Raw genomic sequence first — 19,004 nt, forward strand, 5'->3', positions numbered from 1 at the left:
ATTTTTTAAATCATAATTTTGTATGATTGAATGTTCATTATTTGATCATGTATGCTTTAGTAGATTGTAACAATTTTTTTGTTTCGTGTGAGAGAACATTGGATCCTTCCCTCGAAAACAAGCCCGTTGTGGTGCTTTCCAACAACGATGGTTGTGTTGTGTCTCGAAGTAAAGAAGCTAAAGATTTAGGGATTCCAATGGCTGCTCCTGCATTTAAGTACAAAGAGCTTTTTAAGAAATATGATGTCAAAAGTTTTTCAGCAAAATTTGAATTATATAATTTTAAAAGTCAACAGGTAATAAATATTGCAAAGGCCTATGTTTTAGAACATGAGGTTTACAGTATTGACGAGTTATTCCTTGATCTAACAGGCTTTAAATACATCAATCTCTATGATTATTGTCTCGAAATTCAGCATAAAATTCAGAAAGAAACCCATATTCCGGTAAGTATCGGAATTGCACCAACCAAAACATTATGTAAGGTTGCCAATAGGATTGTAAAAGATTTCCCGAAAAATTTTGATGGAGTTTATATAATGGATACGCCTGAAAAAATTGAAAAAGCCTTAAAGTGGCTTAATATCGGAGATGTTTGGGGCATTGGTCGAAAGCTAACTGCAAAAATGAATGATAGTGGAGTTTACAAAGCTTGGGACCTTCTCCAGAAACCAGAAATGTGGGTGAGAAAAGTGATGGGAATTCATGGGGTGAGAATGATTAATGAATTAAAAGGAATTCGTCAGCTTGAATTGGATGCTCCTTCTCCGAAGAAATCAATTGCTGTTACCAGAAGTTTCATGGAAATGCTGGTGAAAAAAGATGATGTGAGAGAGCGTGTAGAAACATTCGGAATGTACTGTTCTGAAAGATTGAGAAAACAGAATACATGTTGTAAGATGGTTACGGTTTTTGTGCAGACGAATCGTTTCAGACGAGATTTACCGGAGTATAGAAACGCGATGACACAGATTCTTCCTAATCCTACCAATTCTTCTATTATTATCGGAAGAGTGGTTAATGAACTTTTTGAAGCGATTTTTAAAGAAGGCTTTCATTATAAAAGGGCTGGAGTTATCGTTAATGATTTTGTTCCTGAGGATCAACGATTAATCAGTCTTTTTGAAGAAGATATTCAAAATAAACATTTACCTGTAATGAGAGCAATGGATGCGATGAATAAAAAATACGGAAAAGATAAAGTTCGTTTAGGAAGTATGAGTGGCAAAAATACTTTTGGGCGTGCACAATTATCTCCTGAATATGAAGCTTTTTTGAAAAATAATACTTTGCCAGAAGCTAATTTTAGGTTTCACTAAAACTTTAGTTTGGAAGTGTTTAGATGATGTGGTCTGAAAATAATTGTACCGTTTCATTTACCAAAAACTTCACCTGATTTGGTCTTCCCCTATCATTTTTAGGATTATTGCTATAGCTTCCTGTTCTTACGATAACCATATCATGTTCAGGAATCATAATAATGTACTGACCTTGAAGTCCTAAGAAATAATAATGTTGAATAGGATTATCATGATTGATCCAAAGTCCCATTCCATAAATCTCTTTAGATTTTTGAGTTGGAGTTCTCATTAAATTAATAAAATCTAAATTTAATAATTGAAGATCGTCAACCTTTCCATTATTCAAGAATAGCTGACCCAATTTTGCATAATCTCTTGCATTGGAATGAATACAGCAATACGTTTTTTCCATCCCGCTGTCGTCAACGCTCCATTCTGCATTTTGCTCCATTCCGAGTGGAATCCAGAATTTTTCAGATAAATAACTGGCTAAAGATTGATTGATGGCTTTTCTCACAGCAAAACCTAACAACTGCGTTGAACCACTTTGATATTCATATCGTAGCCCAGGTTCTTCTTTAAATTTTCTTGAAAAAACAGCTTTTTTGAGATCTCTTCCATAGTACGCTTTAGCGTTTGGAAGAAAAGGACTGGCGTAATCTTCATCCCAATCAAGCCCTGCCTCCATGTGAGCAAGATTTTTAAGGGTTACATGATTTCCGAATTCTTTGTTTTTAAATTCATCATAGAAATCGGAGAATTGAGAATCAATATTTTTGATTTTACCTTCTTCCAATGCTTTGCCCAAAAGCATCACCGTCACTGCTTTTGCCATTGAAAATGAGTTTGTTTTTGAAAGCTGATTATATCCGCTCCAATATTGTTCATGAAGAATTTTCCCATTTTTAATGACTACAAAAGCGGCGGTATCAGATTGTAAAAGATCTTCAATCATATTTTCAGGAAGTTCTTTTTGATTGTATTCCGCATCTTCGTCCCAAAGTTTTGGTTCCCCTGTGGCAATTGTATTTCTTGGAAAAAGTTTTCCATCATCAATGTTGGCACTTAATTTTCCTTTAAGGTATGTTTTAGAAATTCCACTGAATAAATAATCATATCCAAAAAGATAGGCTAGGGCTACTGTAGCGGCGGCTCCGCCTACGATATATTTTAGTGCTTTCATGTAAGTTGGTCTTCAACAAATTTAAAATAAATTTGATAATATGAAACTGAATGATTTATTTTTGTGATTATTTGATGTGAAATATGATAAAAAAACTAATTTCCTTTTTATTTTTCTACTTTTTCATAATGACTTTCGGGCAGGTATATAAACCTATGGATACCGCAGATTATGCAAAGAGAAAAGATTTTCTCAGAAACTTTTCTTCGGATGCTGAAAATCTGGGCAAAAAAAGTAAATCTGATTTTCCCGGAAAAAAGGGATCTGAATTATCAAAAATCTATAAAGAATTCTCCAAAGAGTTTGAAAAAAAGGTAAAGGGAAAAAGCTTTGTTTTCAACGCTGAATTTGATTCTAAAGTAAAAAGTCTAATAGAAAGACTAAAGAAAAATAACCCTCAAATTCCTCAAAACTTAAAAATTCTTATTGCCAGAGATAACACACCAAATGCATATTGCTTTGTAGATGGAACTTTTGTGATCAATATGGGACTTTTCAGCTGGCTAAATAATGATGATCAGCTGGCAGCAGTGATTTCCCATGAGTTAGGGCACAAAATTTCGGAACATACGCTGAAGGTTTTTCTGAATATGATTGATCAGGATCAAATGGATAGGGCAGTGGTTCAGAATATTAAATTAACCAAAGAAAACCGTAATCAAAGAGCTTTTGATGTGCTGAAAAACAGAATTTACAAAAAAGGTATTGAAAATAGAAAACAGGAAATGCAGGCCGATTCTTTGGGCTACGTGATTTTTAAAAATAGTGATTTTAAGAAAACTGAATTTGTTAATACATTAAAAAGACTGGAAGATTTCGATACCATTTCGCCAAGAGTATTAAAAGTGGAAACGTATAAAAAATATTTTGGTCTTCCCAAGCAGGAGTTTAAAGAGAAGTGGCTGAAAAAAGAAGATTTTTCGCTTTATAATTATAATAATTTTAAAGAAAAGCTGAATAAAGATTCGTTAAAGTCACATCCAGAAATTGTTCTGAGAATTGATCGGCTTAAAAAAATATTTCCAGAATTGAAAGTTGAAAATGCAGATGGAAAACCTTTGGAATCTTATGCTGTTCTTGAAAAAATAGCGAGAATGGAAACGTTACCCAATTTTTATTATTCAGAAGACTATGGGGTTGGAATTTATTCAAGTCTTCAGTTTTTACAGGATGGAGAAGAAGAGGAATATTATAAAAAATGGCTCGGAAAATGTTTCGCTAAAATTTATGAAGCTCGAAAAAATTATAACTTAAACCGATATCTGGATAGGGTAGACCCCAAAAACCAAAGTGAAAGTTATCAACAGTTTTTGAATTTTATGTGGAATCTGAATCTGGATGAAATAAAAAATATCGCTGATTATTATCAAAATAAAGAATCCTGACAAATGCCAGGATTCTTGTTGATCTTAATAATTTAATCTTTCTAAGCGAATTTTATTAAATTTTTCCTTTTCATTATATTCTCGAAGTAAAATATAGCCTTCTTTCGCAACATACGGTGTTACACTGTAATTGTCTTTTTCTGATATAGGAACGACTTCCTGTTTGAATTTCCCATCGATAATAGTATTGATGAAAAGATTCCATTTTTTCTCTTTCGTTACCTGATCTTTCTGATAATCCCGGAAGAAAAATACAACATCTTTACCGTCATTTAAATATTGAGAAAAAAGATAATCACTATTTTCCCACTTTGACTTTTCTTTTTCAAAAACCTGAACTTCTTTTACTTTGAAATCTTTATCTGTATTTATATATACTAAATCTGTGGTTTTAGGCGCATTGTATTGTCCCGCAGGTTTAAACTTTTCAGAAAGAATCCCCACGCTTCCGTCGCTCATAAAATATACGTCCTTTGTCTGCAGATAATATCCGTTTTCTACCCCTCCGTCTGCACTCAGTTTCGGAATATGATTGGAAAGATCCGGTTTGTAGTTTAATGTTTTGAGATCTACATTATAATTGTTTTTATCAAGCATCAATCTTGCAAAACCTCTATCGCTTTTAGGAACATAATTTCTACCCAACAAAACAATTTTATCATCAAAAGTTTTGTCGTTGTCAATTCTTCCATTACCTGAATTTAGGACATCAATATTATAAATAGTGTCCGGCGAAAGTCCTATGATTGGCTTATTGGAAAGTTCTTTACCTGTTTTCATATCAATGACCAAAAGGGAAAACGTTTTATCGTCATCATTCACCTTTCTTAAAATTCCGTACAGACGGTTTTCATCTCTTTCAAGAACGGTAAGATCTGAGAATACTTTTTTATCACCATTTGTATTGTAGCTGTATCTCCAGATTTCTTTTTTATTTTCATCAAATTTAATCAGGCTGTTTTTGTTGATGTATTTCCCATAATCATTGTATTCAGTGGCAAGATAACCTCCTTCTTTAATTTCACCAACGGCAGAAACGTAATTGTAGCCTTTTTCTTTTTTCTCTGCGCGGTTCTCTTTTCTTTCTTCCTTGAAGCTTTTAGGTTGGGTGATTTCTTTAAACTGACCATCTTCCTGATAATCGTAATAGACTTTTGGTTTTACGGTATTAGTTTTAGGGTCAATTACCATGGAGACAGGAGCCGTTACATCTTTTGCAAAAGCCTGTATATAATGGTAATCTGAAGGGCGAAGAATAATCTGACCCTTAAAATCTACATATCCTACATAATTAGAAACAAGAGGTCCTGCTTCAAATTCTTTATTGGCAACAGGATTAAGGTTTTTATCTAAAATTACATACTCAAACTTTTGAGTTTTTTTATCTTTATTTCCATAAGAGTAGAGAGATACATAGCCATAGAGATTGTCTTTTGTGTCAAACAAGGCATTCATTCCGATATTTTTTCCTGAAGCTAAAGAGGCTAAATCCTGTGTTTGAGCATATGAAAAGGTCTGGATAAGACCAAACATTAATAACGATATTTTTTTCATGGTTAAAAATTGAATTTCAAAAGTAATACTTTAAGCGTAAAGTTGAAGAAAAATAAAAAAGCCTTGAAAAAATCAAGGCTTTAAGTTTATATTTTAGAAAGTAAATTTCTGAAGTTCGTTTTCTCGTCGATAATTCGTCTCAGTTCAGATACCGGAACTCTTTCCTGCTGCATCGTGTCTCTGTCTCTTATTGTTACGGTGTGATCTGTTAAAGAATCGTGATCGATGGTAATACAGTAAGGAGTACCAATCGCATCCTGTCTTCTGTAACGTTTTCCGATTGCATCTTTTTCTTCGTAGAATAAGTTGAAATCATATTTAAGATCGTTGAAGATATTTTCGGCGTATTCTGCTAAACCGTCTTTCTTCATTAATGGAAGAATAGCTGCTTTTACAGGAGCTAAGGCTGGTGGAAGAGATAAAACTGTTCTTTCTGAACCGTCTTCCAATACTTCGTCTTTTAAACAAGTAGAGAATATGGAAAGGAATAATCTGTCTAATCCTACAGAAGTTTCTACTACATAAGGAACATAGTTTTCATTTCTTTCAGGATCGAAGAATTGAAGTTTTCTTCCTGAATGCTTCTCGTGAGCTTTTAAGTCGAAATCTGTTCTTGAGTGAACTCCTTCCAATTCTTTAAATCCGAATGGGAAATTAAATTCAATATCAGCTGCAGCGTTTGCGTAGTGCGCTAATTTCTCATGATCATGGAATCTGTAATTATCATTTCCTAATCCTAACGCTAAGTGCCAGTTGAGACGTTTTGTTTTCCATTGTTCGTAGAATTCAAGTTCAGTTCCTGGAGCTACAAAAAATTGCATTTCCATTTGTTCGAATTCACGCATTCTGAAGATAAACTGTCTTGCAACGATTTCATTTCTGAATGCTTTTCCAATTTGAGCAATACCGAAAGGAAGTCTGTGACGTGAAGTTTTCTGTACGTTTAAGAAATTAACAAAGATACCCTGAGCAGTTTCAGGTCTTAAGTAAAGATCCATCGCAGAATCTGCGGAAGCTCCTAACTTAGTTCCAAACATTAGGTTAAACTGTCTTACTTCCGTCCAGTTTTTAGAACCGGTGTCAGGATCAGCAATTTCTAATTCTTCAATTAAAGATTTTACATCAGCAAGATCTTCATTTTCCAATGATTTTGCTAATCTTGAAAGAATAGCTTCTCTTTTTGCTCTGTATTCTAAAATTTTAGGATTCGTCGCTTCAAATTGAGCTTTATCAAAAGATTCACCGAATCTTTTCGCTGCTTTTTCAATTTCTTTGTTCTCTTTATCTTCAATTTTCAAACAGTAATCTTCTACCAAAACATCTGCTCTGAAACGTTTTTTAGAATCTTTATTGTCAATCAATGGATCGTTGAAAGCGTCTACGTGGCCAGATGCCTTCCAAGTTGTTGGGTGCATAAGGATTGCAGAATCAATACCCACAATATTTTCGTTAAGCTGTACCATCGCTTTCCACCAATATTGTTTGATATTATTTTTTAGTTCGGCCCCATTCTGTCCATAATCATAAACAGCGGATAAACCGTCATAGATCTCACTTGAAGGGAAAATAAAACCATACTCTTTAGCGTGAGAAATCACTTTCTTGAAAACATCTTCTTGCTTTGCCATAATATTTTTAACGTCTGAAGCACAAAAATAATGTTTTTTATTGGGAAAATATTAATATCGGTAAGAACCTACATTCGAGACAGACATTAAAAAGTATCCGCCTAAACCGATAATGAATAAAATACCTGCAATAATCAATAATAATATTCTTATTGTTCTGTGTTTTTTAGGATCCGTAGCAGCCAAGGTAAGGGCACCTGTAATGATTGAGATGATTATCAGTGATTTGAAAAAATTAATATAGTCTACCATAATTTTTAGACTTTTCTGTTTCTACGAATGTAAAGTAATTTAATTGAGATCTAATCGAAAATATGAGAATTAAAATTTTCAGGAGCCGGGAACCTGCTTTCTCTACTCGCTATTTTTTGAGTTTCTGCGCGGCTGCGGAGCCGCCGCGCAGAAACTCAGAAAATGAGCTCAAACATGCCGTTCAATCAGGGCTAAATCAGCGAAAGGTTCTATTTTACCGCAAAAATCAAACCTAACGGGTTTCCAAAACCCGTTAGGTTTTTATTCAACAACACAAGTTTGCGAAAATCAAAAGAGTAATTTTTAACGAAGGTTTTTATCGAATAGATTTGAAATTTCTACTTTTGCCACATGTTAGAAATTCTTTATCGAGACGAACATCTTATTGCCATCAATAAACCGAGCGGATTATTGGTTCATAAATCTTTTTATTCCGGAGAGGCAGATACCTATGCTATTCAGGAATTAAGAAACCAGATTGGACAAAAAGTGTATCCTGTGCATCGTCTTGACCGAAAAACTTCGGGGGTCTTGTTGTTCACTTTAGATAAAGAAACCTTGAGACTCATGAGCGATCAGTTTGCATCACGAGAAGTCGAAAAGAAATACATAGCCATTCTTCGGGGTTGGGCGAAAGAAGAAGAAACCATCGATTATGATTTGATTAATGAAAATGAAGTCAAGCAAAACGCGATTACTTATTATCGACGTTTACAGACTTCAGAAATAGATTTACCTTTTTTAAAACATCAAACTTCAAGATATTGTTTAGTTGAAGCCATTCCTGAAACAGGAAGATTTCATCAGCTGAGAAAACATTTTAAGCATATTTTACATCCTATTTTAGGTTGTCGAAAACACGGTTGTAACAAACAGAATAAGTTATGGCTTCAAACATTTGAAATAAACAAGATGACACTTCATGCCCATCAATTGATTTTTAATCATCCTATTTCTAACGAAAAAATTACAGTAAATGCTACTATAGATGATGAGTTCAAAAGAATAGGAGATATTTTGAAGTTCGATTTGAGTTCTTATTCTTAATTTAAACGCACATTTATTTATTAATAAATGTCTATGCTAGAGGGGAAAGTCTCTAGGAAATATCCTTGTCAAGGTTTTAAACCTTGACAAGGATAAAAACTATGTTCATAATATTAATTGTCTTAACTGTGCTTTGTTAAATAAAACCATTGTGTTAAAAATCTCTCGTTGATTTTGCAGATTAACCAGATGTTTGTGTTTTATAGATGATACTTATAAAACATTTTTACATAAAATATCATACGTTAATCAACCATTAATTTTAAAATGAGTATTTTTGTAAAACTTTTTTTCAATGTACAAATCGCTTATTCGCCCGATTCTTTTCAAATTTGATCCTGAAGAAGTACACCACTTTACTTTTTCGATGCTAAAGAATTTTGGGTTTCTTACCAAATTATTTTTCCCTAAACCTATTGAAGATAAACGTCTGGAAAGAGAAGTTTTCGGATTGAAATTTAAAAATCCTGTAGGGTTGGCGGCCGGTTTTGATAAAAATGCGGTGTTGTTTAACGAACTGGGAGATTTGGGTTTCGGATTTGTAGAAATCGGGACGGTAACACCAAGAGCACAAGCCGGAAACCCTAAGAAAAGATTATTTCGTCTGATAGAAGACGGAGGAATCATCAACAGAATGGGTTTCAACAACGATGGTTTGGAAGCAGCAATCGAAAAACTGAAAGGCAATAAAGGAAAAATAATCATCGGTGGAAACATCGGAAAAAATACAGATACAAGCCCGGAAAATTACACGCAGGATTATCTGGATTGTTTTGAAGGTCTTCATCCTCATGTAGATTATTTTGTACTGAATGTAAGCTGCCCAAATGTGGGAAGTCATGCTAAATTGGAAGATGTAGAATATTTACGAGAGCTGATTACAGCGGTAAAGAAAATCAATCAAACTAAACCAAGTCAAAAACCAATCTTGCTAAAAATTGCTCCGGATTTGAACAATCAGCAATTGGACGAAATTATTGAATTGATTGCAGAAACAAAAATCGACGGAATTGTAGTTTCCAACACATCAGTAAATAGAGAAGGCTTAAAAACTTCGCCTGAATTTTTAGAACAAATAGGAAATGGCGGTTTAAGCGGAAAACCGATTCGTGAGAGAAGTACAAAAATGATCAAATATCTTTCGGATAAAAGTAACAGAGCTTTCCCAATCATCGGAGTTGGTGGAATTCACTCTGCTAAAGATGCGATTGAAAAATTAGATGCAGGAGCGACTTTAATTCAGTTGTACACAGGATTTATTTATGAAGGCCCTGAATTGATTAACGAAATTAATAAGGAACTTTTAAAAAGAGCAAGCAGATTACCGAGATAAATTAAAAGAGAGTTTTACACTCTCTTTTTTATTTTGACTTTCTAACAGACGCATTTTTTACATCAACCATAAAAGTATAAGCTGATGTAGATTCTGTTTTGTTTACTTTAAAAGTTAACATTTTTCTGTCTTTGGATTTTGTTTCTTTAGTATCGTAAATATTTTCAAGACAGCTTTCTGTGAGAAATTCTTCATAGTTCTTGTAATTCCAGTCTTTGGTAAAGTACAAAACCCGATATCCTTTTTCGCCTTCACTTGCCCCGCATCTTCCGCACGCATTGAAATTTGATGATTCTTCAAAATACAGCAAAACACGATTTCCATTTTCTCCGGAAGCGTAAGAAATTAATTGATTGCCTCCATGTTTATTAATAAAATCAAAAGTGTTGATCTTTTTATTGTTGGGTAAAATCAGGTAATTATTATAACGGTAAATCATATCATTGCCGGTGAATAATTTTGCTGGCTGAGTTTTTCCATTCAAATAAAAGTTACCCAAAATAGGATTTTCTTTATCGTTTTGCTCAAAAACAATAGATTCATTAGGATGTAAAGCTTCTGCGATTTCTGCAGTTTTCTCTACTTTTTGAGGGGAAGTAATGCTGTCTCTGAAACTTTTAGAATGCTGCTTTTGCTTGGTTCCAAAATTATACAAAGACAATTTTCCATAATCGTAAATGCCTGTCAATGGGATTTTCTTTTGGTATTTATCATAATAATACCATCCGTCTACAAAATATTGATAAAGACTGCAGTCGGGAATTCCTGCAAAATGAAGTTGCATGGTGACAGGAACTCCCGCAATTTCTCCTTTGAAAGTCTGAGATGAATCTGTTACTTTCTTTAATTCAACCTTCTGACAGAGAAAAAAAGATAAGCTTAAAGAAAATAAGAAGGTTAAAAGTTTTTTCATGGTTGGGTGAGCATAGTTCTTAGTTAATTAGAGGAAGAAGTTTGAAATTGTGTAGATAATCAAACCAACCAATCCGCCAACCAAGGTTCCGTTGACACGAATAAACTGAAGGTCTTTTCCGACCTCTAGTTCCAGCTTCTCACTCAATTCTTTACCTTTCCAGTTTCCAACAGTTGAACTGATGAGGTTTCCAAATTGATGGGTGTTTTTAAGAATGTATTTGTAAGCAGTGACACGAACCCAATGATCTATTTTATTTTGAAGCTTTTCGTCAGTTTTAAGGTTTTGTGAAAACTCATTCAGGTTTTTAGATAAATAATTTTTTAGTGAAGATCCATTATCCTGTAATTCTTTCACCAATGTTTTTTTTATGGAAAACCAGATGTCATTAGAATATTCGTCTAGTTTATCATTTTTCAGGAAGTTGTTTTTAATGTCTTTAAATTCATCTTCCCATTTTGGATCTTCTTTTAAGTCAGTTGAAAATTCATAAATCTTTTTTGTGATTAAAGCTCTGATATCATGTTCAGGATCTTCTTCAACTTCTTTGAAAAAATCTGCAAGACCGCTGGCAATCTTATCTGCAATTTTATTGTCAACAAAAGACGGAATAAAAGAATAGCTTCCTTCTTTTACACGATTTTGAATCATTTCATCATTTTCAATGATATAATCTTTGATCTGTTTGGAGAGGTTGGTGATAATTCTTTGATGATCGTTTTTGTCTAAAAGATAATTAATTCCGTTTCCGATGATCTTATTTAATTTAATATCATCTGTCATTTCCGAAACCTTTTTACTGATGAAACTGCTTACCGTAGAATCATCCAGCTTATTCAGAATATCCAAGACAATATCGGAAAGGTTTTTAATTAGAATTTCCTGGTTTTTTTCTTTGGTGAGCCATTCTCCAACAAAATTTGAGACCTTAAGTTTCTGAATATAAGGACGGATATTTTGAGGGGAAAGAAAATTAGATACGACAAAGCTTCCTAGGTTGTCTCCAAGCCTTTCTTTGCTGTTTTCAATTAAATTGGTATGTGGAATGGGCAATCCAAGAGGATGACTAAAAAGAGCTGTTACTGCAAACCAATCGGCCAATGCACCCACCATTGCTGCTTCAGAAAAAGCACGAACATAACCGATCCAATGAGAATCATTTGATTTTTGGAGTATCGTGGTAATAATAAATACAATGGCCATCAACACAAAGAGTCCCGTGGCAAATGCTTTATATTTTCTTAACTGTTTTCTTTTCGCTTCATCATTCATATTCTCAAATTTACTAAATTTGGTATGAAACTATTTAATATTAAGTAAAAGCTTTAACCACAAAAGGCACAAAAGTTTTTGCTGTATTAAAAAAGTCTTTTAAGAGCACATTAGTTTTTTGAAAATCTAAGATTTTCTTACTTCTGTGAACTTTTGATTATTAATTTTTAAACTTCAAAGATTAAAGCATTAAAAATTTTTGTGCCTTTTGTGGTTTAATTTAAATATTTAAATAATTCTTATGGAAAACGAAGCAAAAAACAATCCATATTACTCAAGAACAGACACTACTAAACTTGAGATCTCTAATGAAGAATGGAAAAAGATCTTAGCGCCCGACTTATATGCCATCGCGAGAGAAGCGGCAACAGAAAGAGCTTTTACAGGAAAATATAATGAATTCGACGAAATCGGAGATTATTATTGCGCCGTTTGTGGAAATCATTTATTCCGTTCTACTTCAAAATTTTCGAGCAGTTGCGGATGGCCAAGTTTCTTTGAAGCAGATAAAGAAGGCGTATATTATAAAAAAGATACCGCTTATGGAATGGAAAGAGTAGAGGTACTTTGCAAACGATGTGACTCACATTTGGGGCACGTCTTTGATGATGGTCCGAAGCCTACAGGACTGCGTTATTGCATGAATTCTGTAAGCTTGGAATTTGTTCCGGATACGCAAAAATAAGCCTTTTAATTCACAGAATCAGGACGTTAAAGTTTCTTAAATTGAGTTAAACTTCTTTCGTTTTTAACTACTTGGTAATTATGTTTTTATAAATTTGCCTTCTAATTTGAATTTAACATAATATTGAATGAAAGGATTGTATAGCGTATTAGGTGTTGTATACATGGTTACTACTTCATTTTATATTTCTCCCGAAAAAGGAAATATAAAGAAGGAAAACATCAACACAAAAATTGAAAGAATAGAGACCACCACATCTGAGAAGACTACTACGGTATCTTCGTCAGAAGCATTGTACAAATCAATTACATTTGAAGTAGGGCACGAACTTAACGAAGAAGTTTTCTTTAAAGCTTTAACAGGTTTTGAGAATTTAAAGAAAGCTGGTTTGCTTAATCAGGATGCTCACTTATTAACAGTATGCGATTTTTCAATGTCTTCTAACACGAAAAGACTTTGGGTGATTGACACAGAAGAAAAGAAAGTATTATTCAACTCACTGGTAGCACATGGAAAGAATACGGGTGAAGAATTTGCCACTAACTTTTCAAACACCAATAGTTCGCTTCAAAGCAGCTTAGGATTTTATATCACGGATGCTACTTATAACGGAGACAACGGGTATTCTTTAAGATTGCTGGGAATGGATAAAGGCTTTAATGATGCCGCTTATAAAAGAGCAATCGTCATGCACGGAGCTGATTATGTGAGCGAAGATTTTGCAGCAGTGCATAAGAGAATCGGAAGAAGTTGGGGATGTCCTGCTGTTCCAAGAGATCTTACACAGCCAATCATTAATACAATAAAAGGAAGAAATTGCCTTTTCATTTATTATCCCGATCAGAATTATCTTTCCAAATCAGAATGGTTAAAAGCATAAGAACAAAAGCAGTCTACATCAGACTGCTTTTTTATTACACTAGCTTACGCTTTAACCACAAAAGTCACAAAATATTTTGACACGTAAGATATTTTAAGTTTCATCTAAAAGCATAAAGAAGAACACTTAAGTTTTAAAAATCTGTACATATTGTGTGCTTTCGAATAGCTTAAAGAAAAAATACTTTTGCCTCTTTTGCGGTTAAAATAAAAATTTATAATCTATTTCGAGAAACAAATTGTATGGTAAAAGTACTTCCTTTTGATGGCTCAGATTGTAAGGAAAGATTGCCCAGATGCATTTCAATAATTCTTTTAACAATGGATAATCCGATGCCGTTTCCTTTGTCGTAATTCTTATTATTTCCACGATAAAATAAATCAAATATTTTTAATTGATCGGCTTCTGAAATACCAATTCCATGATCTATAAAACGAATTTCAAGATTGTTGTTTTGAACTTCAATTTCTACCAAACAGTTTTTATCAGAAGAATATTTGCAGGCGTTTTCCATTAAATTTAAAAAGGCAATCTGCAGTAAATAAGGGTTTCCATGAAAATCATAATTGCTTTCATCTTTGTCCGCCAGATTATCCATATAATGAATACCAATTCTATATTCTGAATTTTTTTGCAACAAAGCTACTTTTGCATCTGCCAAAACTTCATCCAAACGGAGATCTACAAAACTGATCTGTGAAACATCATAACTCGCCCGCGCAAAATCTAACAAAGCGGATGAGAGTTGCGATGCTTGGTTGGCGTCTTGTAAAGCATTATCAATGGAGATTTTATAATCTTCTAAGGTGATGTTTAATTCTTTAGCAAGCTCAAGTTCAGCGATTAAGGTTGAAAGCGGAGTCCTGAATTCATGAGAAATGGTAGTAACAAATTGCTTATGATTATTAAACGATTTCTCTAATCGATTGAAGGTTGAATTAAATGTTTCGGTCAACTCATAAATTTCATCTTTCGCCTTGGGAACTACCAATCTTTTGTTGAGGTTATGTTCCGAAATATCACGAATTTGGAGAATAATATCCTTTAAAGGTTTTAATGTATAATAAGAAAACAAAAAACCAATAATAAAAATGATGACAATGGATATGATGTAAATAATAATAACATCTTTTTTGAATTCCTCAATGTGCGCTTTTCCTGTAACATCTGTTGCGCTTCCGATGATGTAGAAATTTTCATTATTAAATTCATATTTAAACGCCATATATTGGCGATCATCTCTTTGCCAGGTAATTCTGTTTTTTTTCGTTTTAATGAGCTGATCTAAATAATGTTGATTTTTAGAAGAAGGCTGAATATCTGTGAATATCAATTTTTTATTTGAATCATAAACACTGATATCTGCTTCATTTAATAGTTTTTTATTACGCTCATGAAGTTCGCGAATTTTGGAATCATCAATTTTAGCATCAAAAATAAATTCTGATCTCCAGGTGATTTTGTATCCTAAACGATCATTGAATTCATCCTCCCTGTTTTTTTCAGAAACAAAATAGAGTACATACGCGAAAAGGAAAAGAATTCCCGCTGTTAATATCGCATAGTTGAGCGCTGTTCTGGTGGCTATCTTCATAACTGGCTTGTAAAAATAAATCCAACTCCGGGTTTGGTGTGAATGAGTTTTTCATCAAAATCTTTGTCGATTTTCTTTCGTAAATAGGCGATATACACATCAATATAATTCGTTCCTGTATCAAAATGATTGCCCCAAACGTTTTCGGCAATTTCTTCACGGGTTAAAATCCTTTCGGTATTGCTCATCAGAAAAACTAAGAGCTTAAATTCTTTCGGAGTAAGAATGATTTCTTTCTCGTTTCTGAAAACACGGTTTATTTTTGTATCTACTTTAAGGTTTTGATATTCAATGTAATTCGACGATTCATTTTTTGCTGGTGAAGATGATTTTCTTAATAGGATGGCTTTTATTCGGGCATACAATTCTCTTATTTCAAAGGGTTTAACCATATAATCATCTGCTCCGGCATCGAAACCTTCAATTTTTTCGTCAATGGTTCCTAATGCAGTCAGCATAATAATCGGAAGGTCAGCATTTTTTTGTTTAATGATTTTACTTAATTCTATGCCATTCATATTGGGAAGCATAATGTCGGTAATCACCAGGTCAAACATTATTTTATCTACCATAACCAAAGCATCTTCTGCATCTTCCGAGATGTAAATCTGATAGCCCTGACTTTCCAGTCCTCGTTTTAAAAGCGCAGAAACGCGGGCATTATCTTCTATAATTAAAACTTTCATGTGAAAATTGTTTCAGGACGGTTATTCAAAATTTAGATTAAAATAAATATTGTCAATAGGTTGACTGTCAGTTGCCCTGTGAATCTTATACAAAGGTATTCTATATTTTTATTTTTAAAGAAGAGATTGATTCTTTTAATAGTTTTCTATAAGGTTTCTAACAGTTTTCTAACGACGTTCCTTGATTTTCAAAAGTAATTTTGTCCCGTTGAAATCAACACTAAGGATTAATAAAAAGAAAATGTTATGAATAAAAAATCTTTTAAAGTCGGGCTCATTTTACTTTCAATGATGAGTGTGTACTCGAAAGTAGAAGCTCAGAAAAAGAACGATTTTAATAATCCGGGACTTACCCATTATCTGAACGATGAGCATACACGTTATATTTCTTTTAGCGGATATGCAGAGCTTTGGGCAAGATATGCGCAGCTTAATCCGGGAAGTTTGATTAATAACGAAGCGAAATCAGATGTTGCAGATTTGTCACTTCGTAGAGTGAGAGTGAAAATGACGTATAAGCCAACTGAGAAATTGATGTTTGTTTTACAGGGCGGAACTACGAATGTGAATGTTACCGCAAAAGCCAGCAACTATTTTGATTTATTGGATGCTTATGCAGAGTATTCATTTAGTGATAAGATTGCTTTTGGAGCAGGACGATCTACTTGGAGAGGATTGTCAAGATTTACGACAGGACCATTGAATACGTTGTTATATGATTTACCTGCGTACGCTACTTCAAATGCAGGCGCGACAGATTATACGGTGAGAGAATTGGGAGCATATGTGAAAGGGCAATTAGGGAAATTTGACTATCGTTTAGTGGTTGCTGATCCTTATACAATGTCAACCGCTGATCCTAAATTAAATGTAGCTTCTTTCAGTAAAAACGCGCCTCACAAAGACTTTTCAGGATATTTCAGATATGCATTTTTGGATACAGAAAATATTTCAACACCTTTTAATTCGGGAACGTATGGTGGGAAAAAGAATGTTTTGAGTCTGGGGGCAGGTTTCGATTATATTCATAATGCAATGTGGCATCAGGATGTTAATAAAAACACGATTAATGATGACATGAAAAGTTTTGCGGTTGATTTATTTTATGATGCTCCTTTAAACAAAGAAAAAGGAACTTCTATTAGTGCTTACGGAATGGCAATGCATAATGATTATGGTCCGAATTATGTTCGTTATGTAGGAACAAACAATCCTGCGACTTCTGTAGATGTTACGCAAGCGAGTTTGAACGGAGCAGGAAATGCAATGCCTGTTATTGGGACAGGAAATACGTATTATGTACAATTAGGAGGAACGCTTCCTTATTTAAATAAAGAAAAAAAGAATCTTCAGCTTCAGCCTGCGGTTGGGATGCAGTTGTCTGATTTAAAAGGGCTTCATGATAATGCAATTATCTATGATGCAGGAATTTCTTTATTGATGAACGGAATGTCTTCCCGATTAACTTTTGATGCACAAAACAGACCTGTTTTTACAGGAGGCGCCAATAATAATGCAGTGGTTTCTGACCGACAATGGCAGTTTGTTTTAAAATATAGAATTGATTTTAATTAAAAATAGAAACAATGGAAAGAAGAAAATTTTTATTCCGCTCAATGCAGGCTTCGGCTTTGCTGTTGATCTCAGGAAATATGTTTGCGTCTGTTTTACCTATGTTTAACCCTATAAAAACTAAAAAAGTGTACTTCCATTATTTATTGTTCTGGCTCAGAAAAGATTTGTCTGAAGCTGAAGTAAAAGAGTTTGAAAACTTCTTTGAAGGGCTGAAAAAACTCCCTTATCAAAAAAATCTCCGTTACGGAAAACCTGCTAATTCAAGTCCGAGAAGTGTTTTAGATAACACATTCACGTACAACGCTTCTATGGAATTTGATACGCTGGAAGAACTAGAAGCCTACGGTCAGCTCCCTGAGCATTTGGCTTTGGTGAAAAAATACAAACCATTCTTTGAAAAAATGATGGTTCACGATACAGTTTACAATTAAAAAAAAGAATTTAATTTACAATGAAAAATATAGTTAAAGGCATTAGCTTTGTTCTGGCATTAAGCACTTTTGGATTTATGAATGCACAGCACAAAAAACACAAAAACGTTAGCGTAAGTACAGAAAAAACAACTGAGTTTATTCCTGCAATAAGGTTGGTGAATAATCCTGATGGATCATGTACATTCGAAAAAGGACAAATTCCTACGCTAAAACATATGAATACCACAACTTTCTGGATGAGTAATAAGACAGAAGAGTGGGAGAAAAATGCACATCCTGCTCCAAGAAGGCAATATGTGATTACGTTAAAAGGCAATATCAAGTTTAAAGTAACAGACGGTTCTACTTTTATGATCACTCCAGGAACGATTCTTTTGGCGGAAGATTTAAAAGGAAAAGGACACAGTTGGGATATGGTTCACAGCAAAGAGTGGGAGAGGTTATATGTGCCGATTGCTGAAGATGCAGATGATTTCTTTATTGCAGATAAAGCATCAAATTAATTTTTTGAGATAATATAGTTTTATATACTTCGTACAATGGAAAAGCAGTCAAATTTTTGACTGCTTTTTTTATTTAAATGTCGCGTCCTAAAATAGGTTTACAGAAAATATACTTATTATGGAAAAACGAGATAGGAATAGAGAAAAGCGTACACAACGAGATTATACAATGTCTTTTAAATTAGGTATCGTCAGTCGCATAGAAAAGGGCGAATTTACATACAAACAGGCACAGAAACATTATGGTATTCAAGGCAGAAGTACCGTTTTGGTTTGGCTCAGAAAATATGGTAATTTAGATTGGAGTAAACCCATTATTCATACTATGTCACAATCGAAAGAAACACCCGCCGAAAAAATCAAAAGATTAGAGAAGGAATTGGCTGATGAAAAACTGAAAACCAGAGTTCTCAATATGATGATCGATATCTCTGACAAGCAATATGGCACACAGATCCGAAAAAAGTTTACCCCCAAACAGTCAGAGAACTCCAAGAAGAAAAATTGAGTTTATCAAGAATCTGCAGATTGTTTGGGATAAGCAGACAAGCCATTTATCAACAGCGCCAAAGACTTTGTGTTCGAGAAAAAGAATTACTGAAAGTAAAACAATTCATTGAAGAATTCCGTCTGGAGCAGCCCAGAATAGGAACAAGAAAACTGTATTATTTGCTTAAAAATAAGTTTACGCTTGAAAAGATAAAAATAGGCAGAGATGCATTGTTTGATTATCTGCGAAGAGAAAATCTCCTTATTTATCCTAAAAAAAGATATACAAG

The 19,004-nt window shown here is 33.7% G+C and carries 18 protein-coding genes and 1 pseudogene; 11 read left to right on the forward strand and 8 right to left on the reverse strand.

The features are described 5' to 3' along the window. Nucleotides 1-26: 26 nt before the first annotated feature. Complete coding sequence (locus BUB80_RS12020) at nt 27-1,319, forward strand: Y-family DNA polymerase (protein WP_228433790.1); 1,293 nt, start codon at nt 27-29, stop codon at nt 1,317-1,319. Nucleotides 1,320-1,338: 19 nt separating this feature from the next. Here BUB80_RS12020 and BUB80_RS12025 read toward each other — a convergent pair whose 3' ends face one another. Further along, nucleotides 1,339-2,484, reverse strand: a complete 1,146-nt coding sequence (locus tag BUB80_RS12025; RefSeq protein WP_073293165.1) for a serine hydrolase domain-containing protein — start codon at nt 2,482-2,484, stop codon at nt 1,339-1,341. Between the two features lie 83 nt (nt 2,485-2,567). Here BUB80_RS12025 and BUB80_RS12030 point away from each other — a divergent pair, with 83 nt between their 5' ends. Continuing rightward, nucleotides 2,568-3,869 (forward strand): M48 family metalloprotease, encoded by a 1,302-nt coding sequence (locus BUB80_RS12030; RefSeq protein ID WP_073293166.1) that lies wholly within the window; start codon nt 2,568-2,570, stop codon nt 3,867-3,869. Between the two features lie 24 nt (nt 3,870-3,893). Here the strand turns inward: BUB80_RS12030 and BUB80_RS12035 are convergent, their stop codons facing one another. The 3 genes from BUB80_RS12035 to BUB80_RS12045 all read right to left on the reverse strand — a co-directional run bounded on the left by BUB80_RS12035 (nt 3,894) and on the right by BUB80_RS12045 (nt 7,303). Then, nucleotides 3,894-5,423 (reverse strand): hypothetical protein, encoded by a 1,530-nt coding sequence (locus BUB80_RS12035; protein ID WP_073293167.1) that lies wholly within the window; start codon nt 5,421-5,423, stop codon nt 3,894-3,896. A gap of 86 nt (nt 5,424-5,509) precedes the next feature. After that, nucleotides 5,510-7,051, reverse strand: coding sequence for a glycine--tRNA ligase (locus BUB80_RS12040; RefSeq protein WP_073293168.1), 1,542 nt, complete (start codon nt 7,049-7,051; stop codon nt 5,510-5,512). A gap of 51 nt (nt 7,052-7,102) precedes the next feature. Further along, complete coding sequence (locus tag BUB80_RS12045; protein WP_073293169.1) at nt 7,103-7,303, reverse strand: hypothetical protein; 201 nt, start codon at nt 7,301-7,303, stop codon at nt 7,103-7,105. Between the two features lie 351 nt (nt 7,304-7,654). On the opposite strand from BUB80_RS12045, the gene BUB80_RS12050 reads away from it, so the two are divergent. Next, nucleotides 7,655-8,350 carry a pseudouridine synthase gene (locus BUB80_RS12050; RefSeq protein WP_073293170.1) on the forward strand — a complete coding sequence of 232 codons (696 nt, stop codon included), beginning with the start codon at nt 7,655-7,657 and terminating at the stop codon, nt 8,348-8,350. A 295-nt stretch (nt 8,351-8,645) separates the two neighbouring features. Further along, entirely contained in the window at nt 8,646-9,683 is a 1,038-nt protein-coding gene (locus tag BUB80_RS12055) for a quinone-dependent dihydroorotate dehydrogenase (protein ID WP_073293171.1), read from the forward strand. Between the two features lie 28 nt (nt 9,684-9,711). Here BUB80_RS12055 and BUB80_RS12060 read toward each other — a convergent pair whose 3' ends face one another. Then, nucleotides 9,712-10,596 carry a hypothetical protein gene (locus BUB80_RS12060; RefSeq protein ID WP_073293172.1) on the reverse strand — a complete coding sequence of 295 codons (885 nt, stop codon included), beginning with the start codon at nt 10,594-10,596 and terminating at the stop codon, nt 9,712-9,714. A gap of 27 nt (nt 10,597-10,623) precedes the next feature. Then, complete coding sequence (locus BUB80_RS12065; protein ID WP_073293173.1) at nt 10,624-11,868, reverse strand: DUF445 domain-containing protein; 1,245 nt, start codon at nt 11,866-11,868, stop codon at nt 10,624-10,626. Nucleotides 11,869-12,109: 241 nt separating this feature from the next. Here BUB80_RS12065 and msrB point away from each other — a divergent pair, with 241 nt between their 5' ends. After that, nucleotides 12,110-12,553, forward strand: a complete 444-nt coding sequence (gene msrB / locus BUB80_RS12070; protein ID WP_073293174.1) for a peptide-methionine (R)-S-oxide reductase MsrB — start codon at nt 12,110-12,112, stop codon at nt 12,551-12,553. Nucleotides 12,554-12,680: 127 nt separating this feature from the next. After that, nucleotides 12,681-13,433 carry a murein L,D-transpeptidase catalytic domain family protein gene (locus BUB80_RS12075; protein WP_073293175.1) on the forward strand — a complete coding sequence of 251 codons (753 nt, stop codon included), beginning with the start codon at nt 12,681-12,683 and terminating at the stop codon, nt 13,431-13,433. A 214-nt stretch (nt 13,434-13,647) separates the two neighbouring features. Here BUB80_RS12075 and BUB80_RS12080 read toward each other — a convergent pair whose 3' ends face one another. Both BUB80_RS12080 and BUB80_RS12085 read right to left on the reverse strand, forming a co-directional pair. Beyond that, nucleotides 13,648-15,027, reverse strand: coding sequence for a sensor histidine kinase (locus BUB80_RS12080; protein WP_073293176.1), 1,380 nt, complete (start codon nt 15,025-15,027; stop codon nt 13,648-13,650). Beyond that, a complete protein-coding gene (locus BUB80_RS12085; protein ID WP_073293177.1) occupies nt 15,024-15,713 on the reverse strand; it encodes a response regulator transcription factor in 690 nt (229 codons plus the stop codon). The genes BUB80_RS12080 and BUB80_RS12085 overlap by 4 nt, the downstream gene beginning before the upstream one ends. A gap of 246 nt (nt 15,714-15,959) precedes the next feature. On the opposite strand from BUB80_RS12085, the gene BUB80_RS12090 reads away from it, so the two are divergent. The 5 genes and pseudogenes from BUB80_RS12090 to BUB80_RS12110 all read left to right on the forward strand — a co-directional run. Beyond that, entirely contained in the window at nt 15,960-17,288 is a 1,329-nt protein-coding gene (locus tag BUB80_RS12090; RefSeq protein ID WP_139262665.1) for a hypothetical protein, read from the forward strand. Nucleotides 17,289-17,299: 11 nt separating this feature from the next. Beyond that, nucleotides 17,300-17,719 (forward strand): Dabb family protein, encoded by a 420-nt coding sequence (locus BUB80_RS12095; RefSeq protein ID WP_073293179.1) that lies wholly within the window; start codon nt 17,300-17,302, stop codon nt 17,717-17,719. Nucleotides 17,720-17,739: 20 nt separating this feature from the next. Further along, entirely contained in the window at nt 17,740-18,225 is a 486-nt protein-coding gene (locus tag BUB80_RS12100) for a cupin domain-containing protein (RefSeq protein WP_071254920.1), read from the forward strand. 118 nt (nt 18,226-18,343) lie between these two features. Beyond that, nucleotides 18,344-18,733 carry a helix-turn-helix domain-containing protein gene (locus BUB80_RS12105; RefSeq protein WP_073293099.1) on the forward strand — a complete coding sequence of 130 codons (390 nt, stop codon included), beginning with the start codon at nt 18,344-18,346 and terminating at the stop codon, nt 18,731-18,733. Then, nucleotides 18,730-19,004 (forward strand): annotated as a pseudogene (locus BUB80_RS12110) (IS3 family transposase); the annotation flags it as partial. The gene BUB80_RS12105 and the pseudogene BUB80_RS12110, both read left to right, overlap by 4 nt.

Origin of the sequence: Chryseobacterium polytrichastri, from assembly GCF_900142445.1 — a bacterium.
GTDB lineage: Bacteria > Bacteroidota > Bacteroidia > Flavobacteriales > Weeksellaceae > Chryseobacterium > Chryseobacterium polytrichastri.

Coding starts and splice junctions, on each gene's coding strand:
- BUB80_RS12050 (WP_073293170.1), top strand. CDS start 7,655: ATGTTAGAAATTCTTTATCGAGACGAACATCTTATTGCCATCAATAAA.
- BUB80_RS12080 (WP_073293176.1), bottom strand. CDS start 15,027: ATGAAGATAGCCACCAGAACAGCGCTCAACTATGCGATATTAACAGCG.
- BUB80_RS12030 (WP_073293166.1), top strand. CDS start 2,568: ATGATAAAAAAACTAATTTCCTTTTTATTTTTCTACTTTTTCATAATG.
- BUB80_RS12075 (WP_073293175.1), top strand. CDS start 12,681: ATGAAAGGATTGTATAGCGTATTAGGTGTTGTATACATGGTTACTACT.
- BUB80_RS12090 (WP_139262665.1), top strand. CDS start 15,960: ATGAATAAAAAATCTTTTAAAGTCGGGCTCATTTTACTTTCAATGATG.
- BUB80_RS12035 (WP_073293167.1), bottom strand. CDS start 5,423: ATGAAAAAAATATCGTTATTAATGTTTGGTCTTATCCAGACCTTTTCA.
- BUB80_RS12065 (WP_073293173.1), bottom strand. CDS start 11,868: ATGAATGATGAAGCGAAAAGAAAACAGTTAAGAAAATATAAAGCATTT.
- BUB80_RS12040 (WP_073293168.1), bottom strand. CDS start 7,051: ATGGCAAAGCAAGAAGATGTTTTCAAGAAAGTGATTTCTCACGCTAAA.
- BUB80_RS12085 (WP_073293177.1), bottom strand. CDS start 15,713: ATGAAAGTTTTAATTATAGAAGATAATGCCCGCGTTTCTGCGCTTTTA.
- BUB80_RS12060 (WP_073293172.1), bottom strand. CDS start 10,596: ATGAAAAAACTTTTAACCTTCTTATTTTCTTTAAGCTTATCTTTTTTT.
- BUB80_RS12045 (WP_073293169.1), bottom strand. CDS start 7,303: ATGGTAGACTATATTAATTTTTTCAAATCACTGATAATCATCTCAATC.
- BUB80_RS12100 (WP_071254920.1), top strand. CDS start 17,740: ATGAAAAATATAGTTAAAGGCATTAGCTTTGTTCTGGCATTAAGCACT.
- BUB80_RS12105 (WP_073293099.1), top strand. CDS start 18,344: ATGGAAAAACGAGATAGGAATAGAGAAAAGCGTACACAACGAGATTAT.
- BUB80_RS12095 (WP_073293179.1), top strand. CDS start 17,300: ATGGAAAGAAGAAAATTTTTATTCCGCTCAATGCAGGCTTCGGCTTTG.
- msrB (WP_073293174.1), top strand. CDS start 12,110: ATGGAAAACGAAGCAAAAAACAATCCATATTACTCAAGAACAGACACT.
- BUB80_RS12055 (WP_073293171.1), top strand. CDS start 8,646: ATGTACAAATCGCTTATTCGCCCGATTCTTTTCAAATTTGATCCTGAA.
- BUB80_RS12025 (WP_073293165.1), bottom strand. CDS start 2,484: ATGAAAGCACTAAAATATATCGTAGGCGGAGCCGCCGCTACAGTAGCC.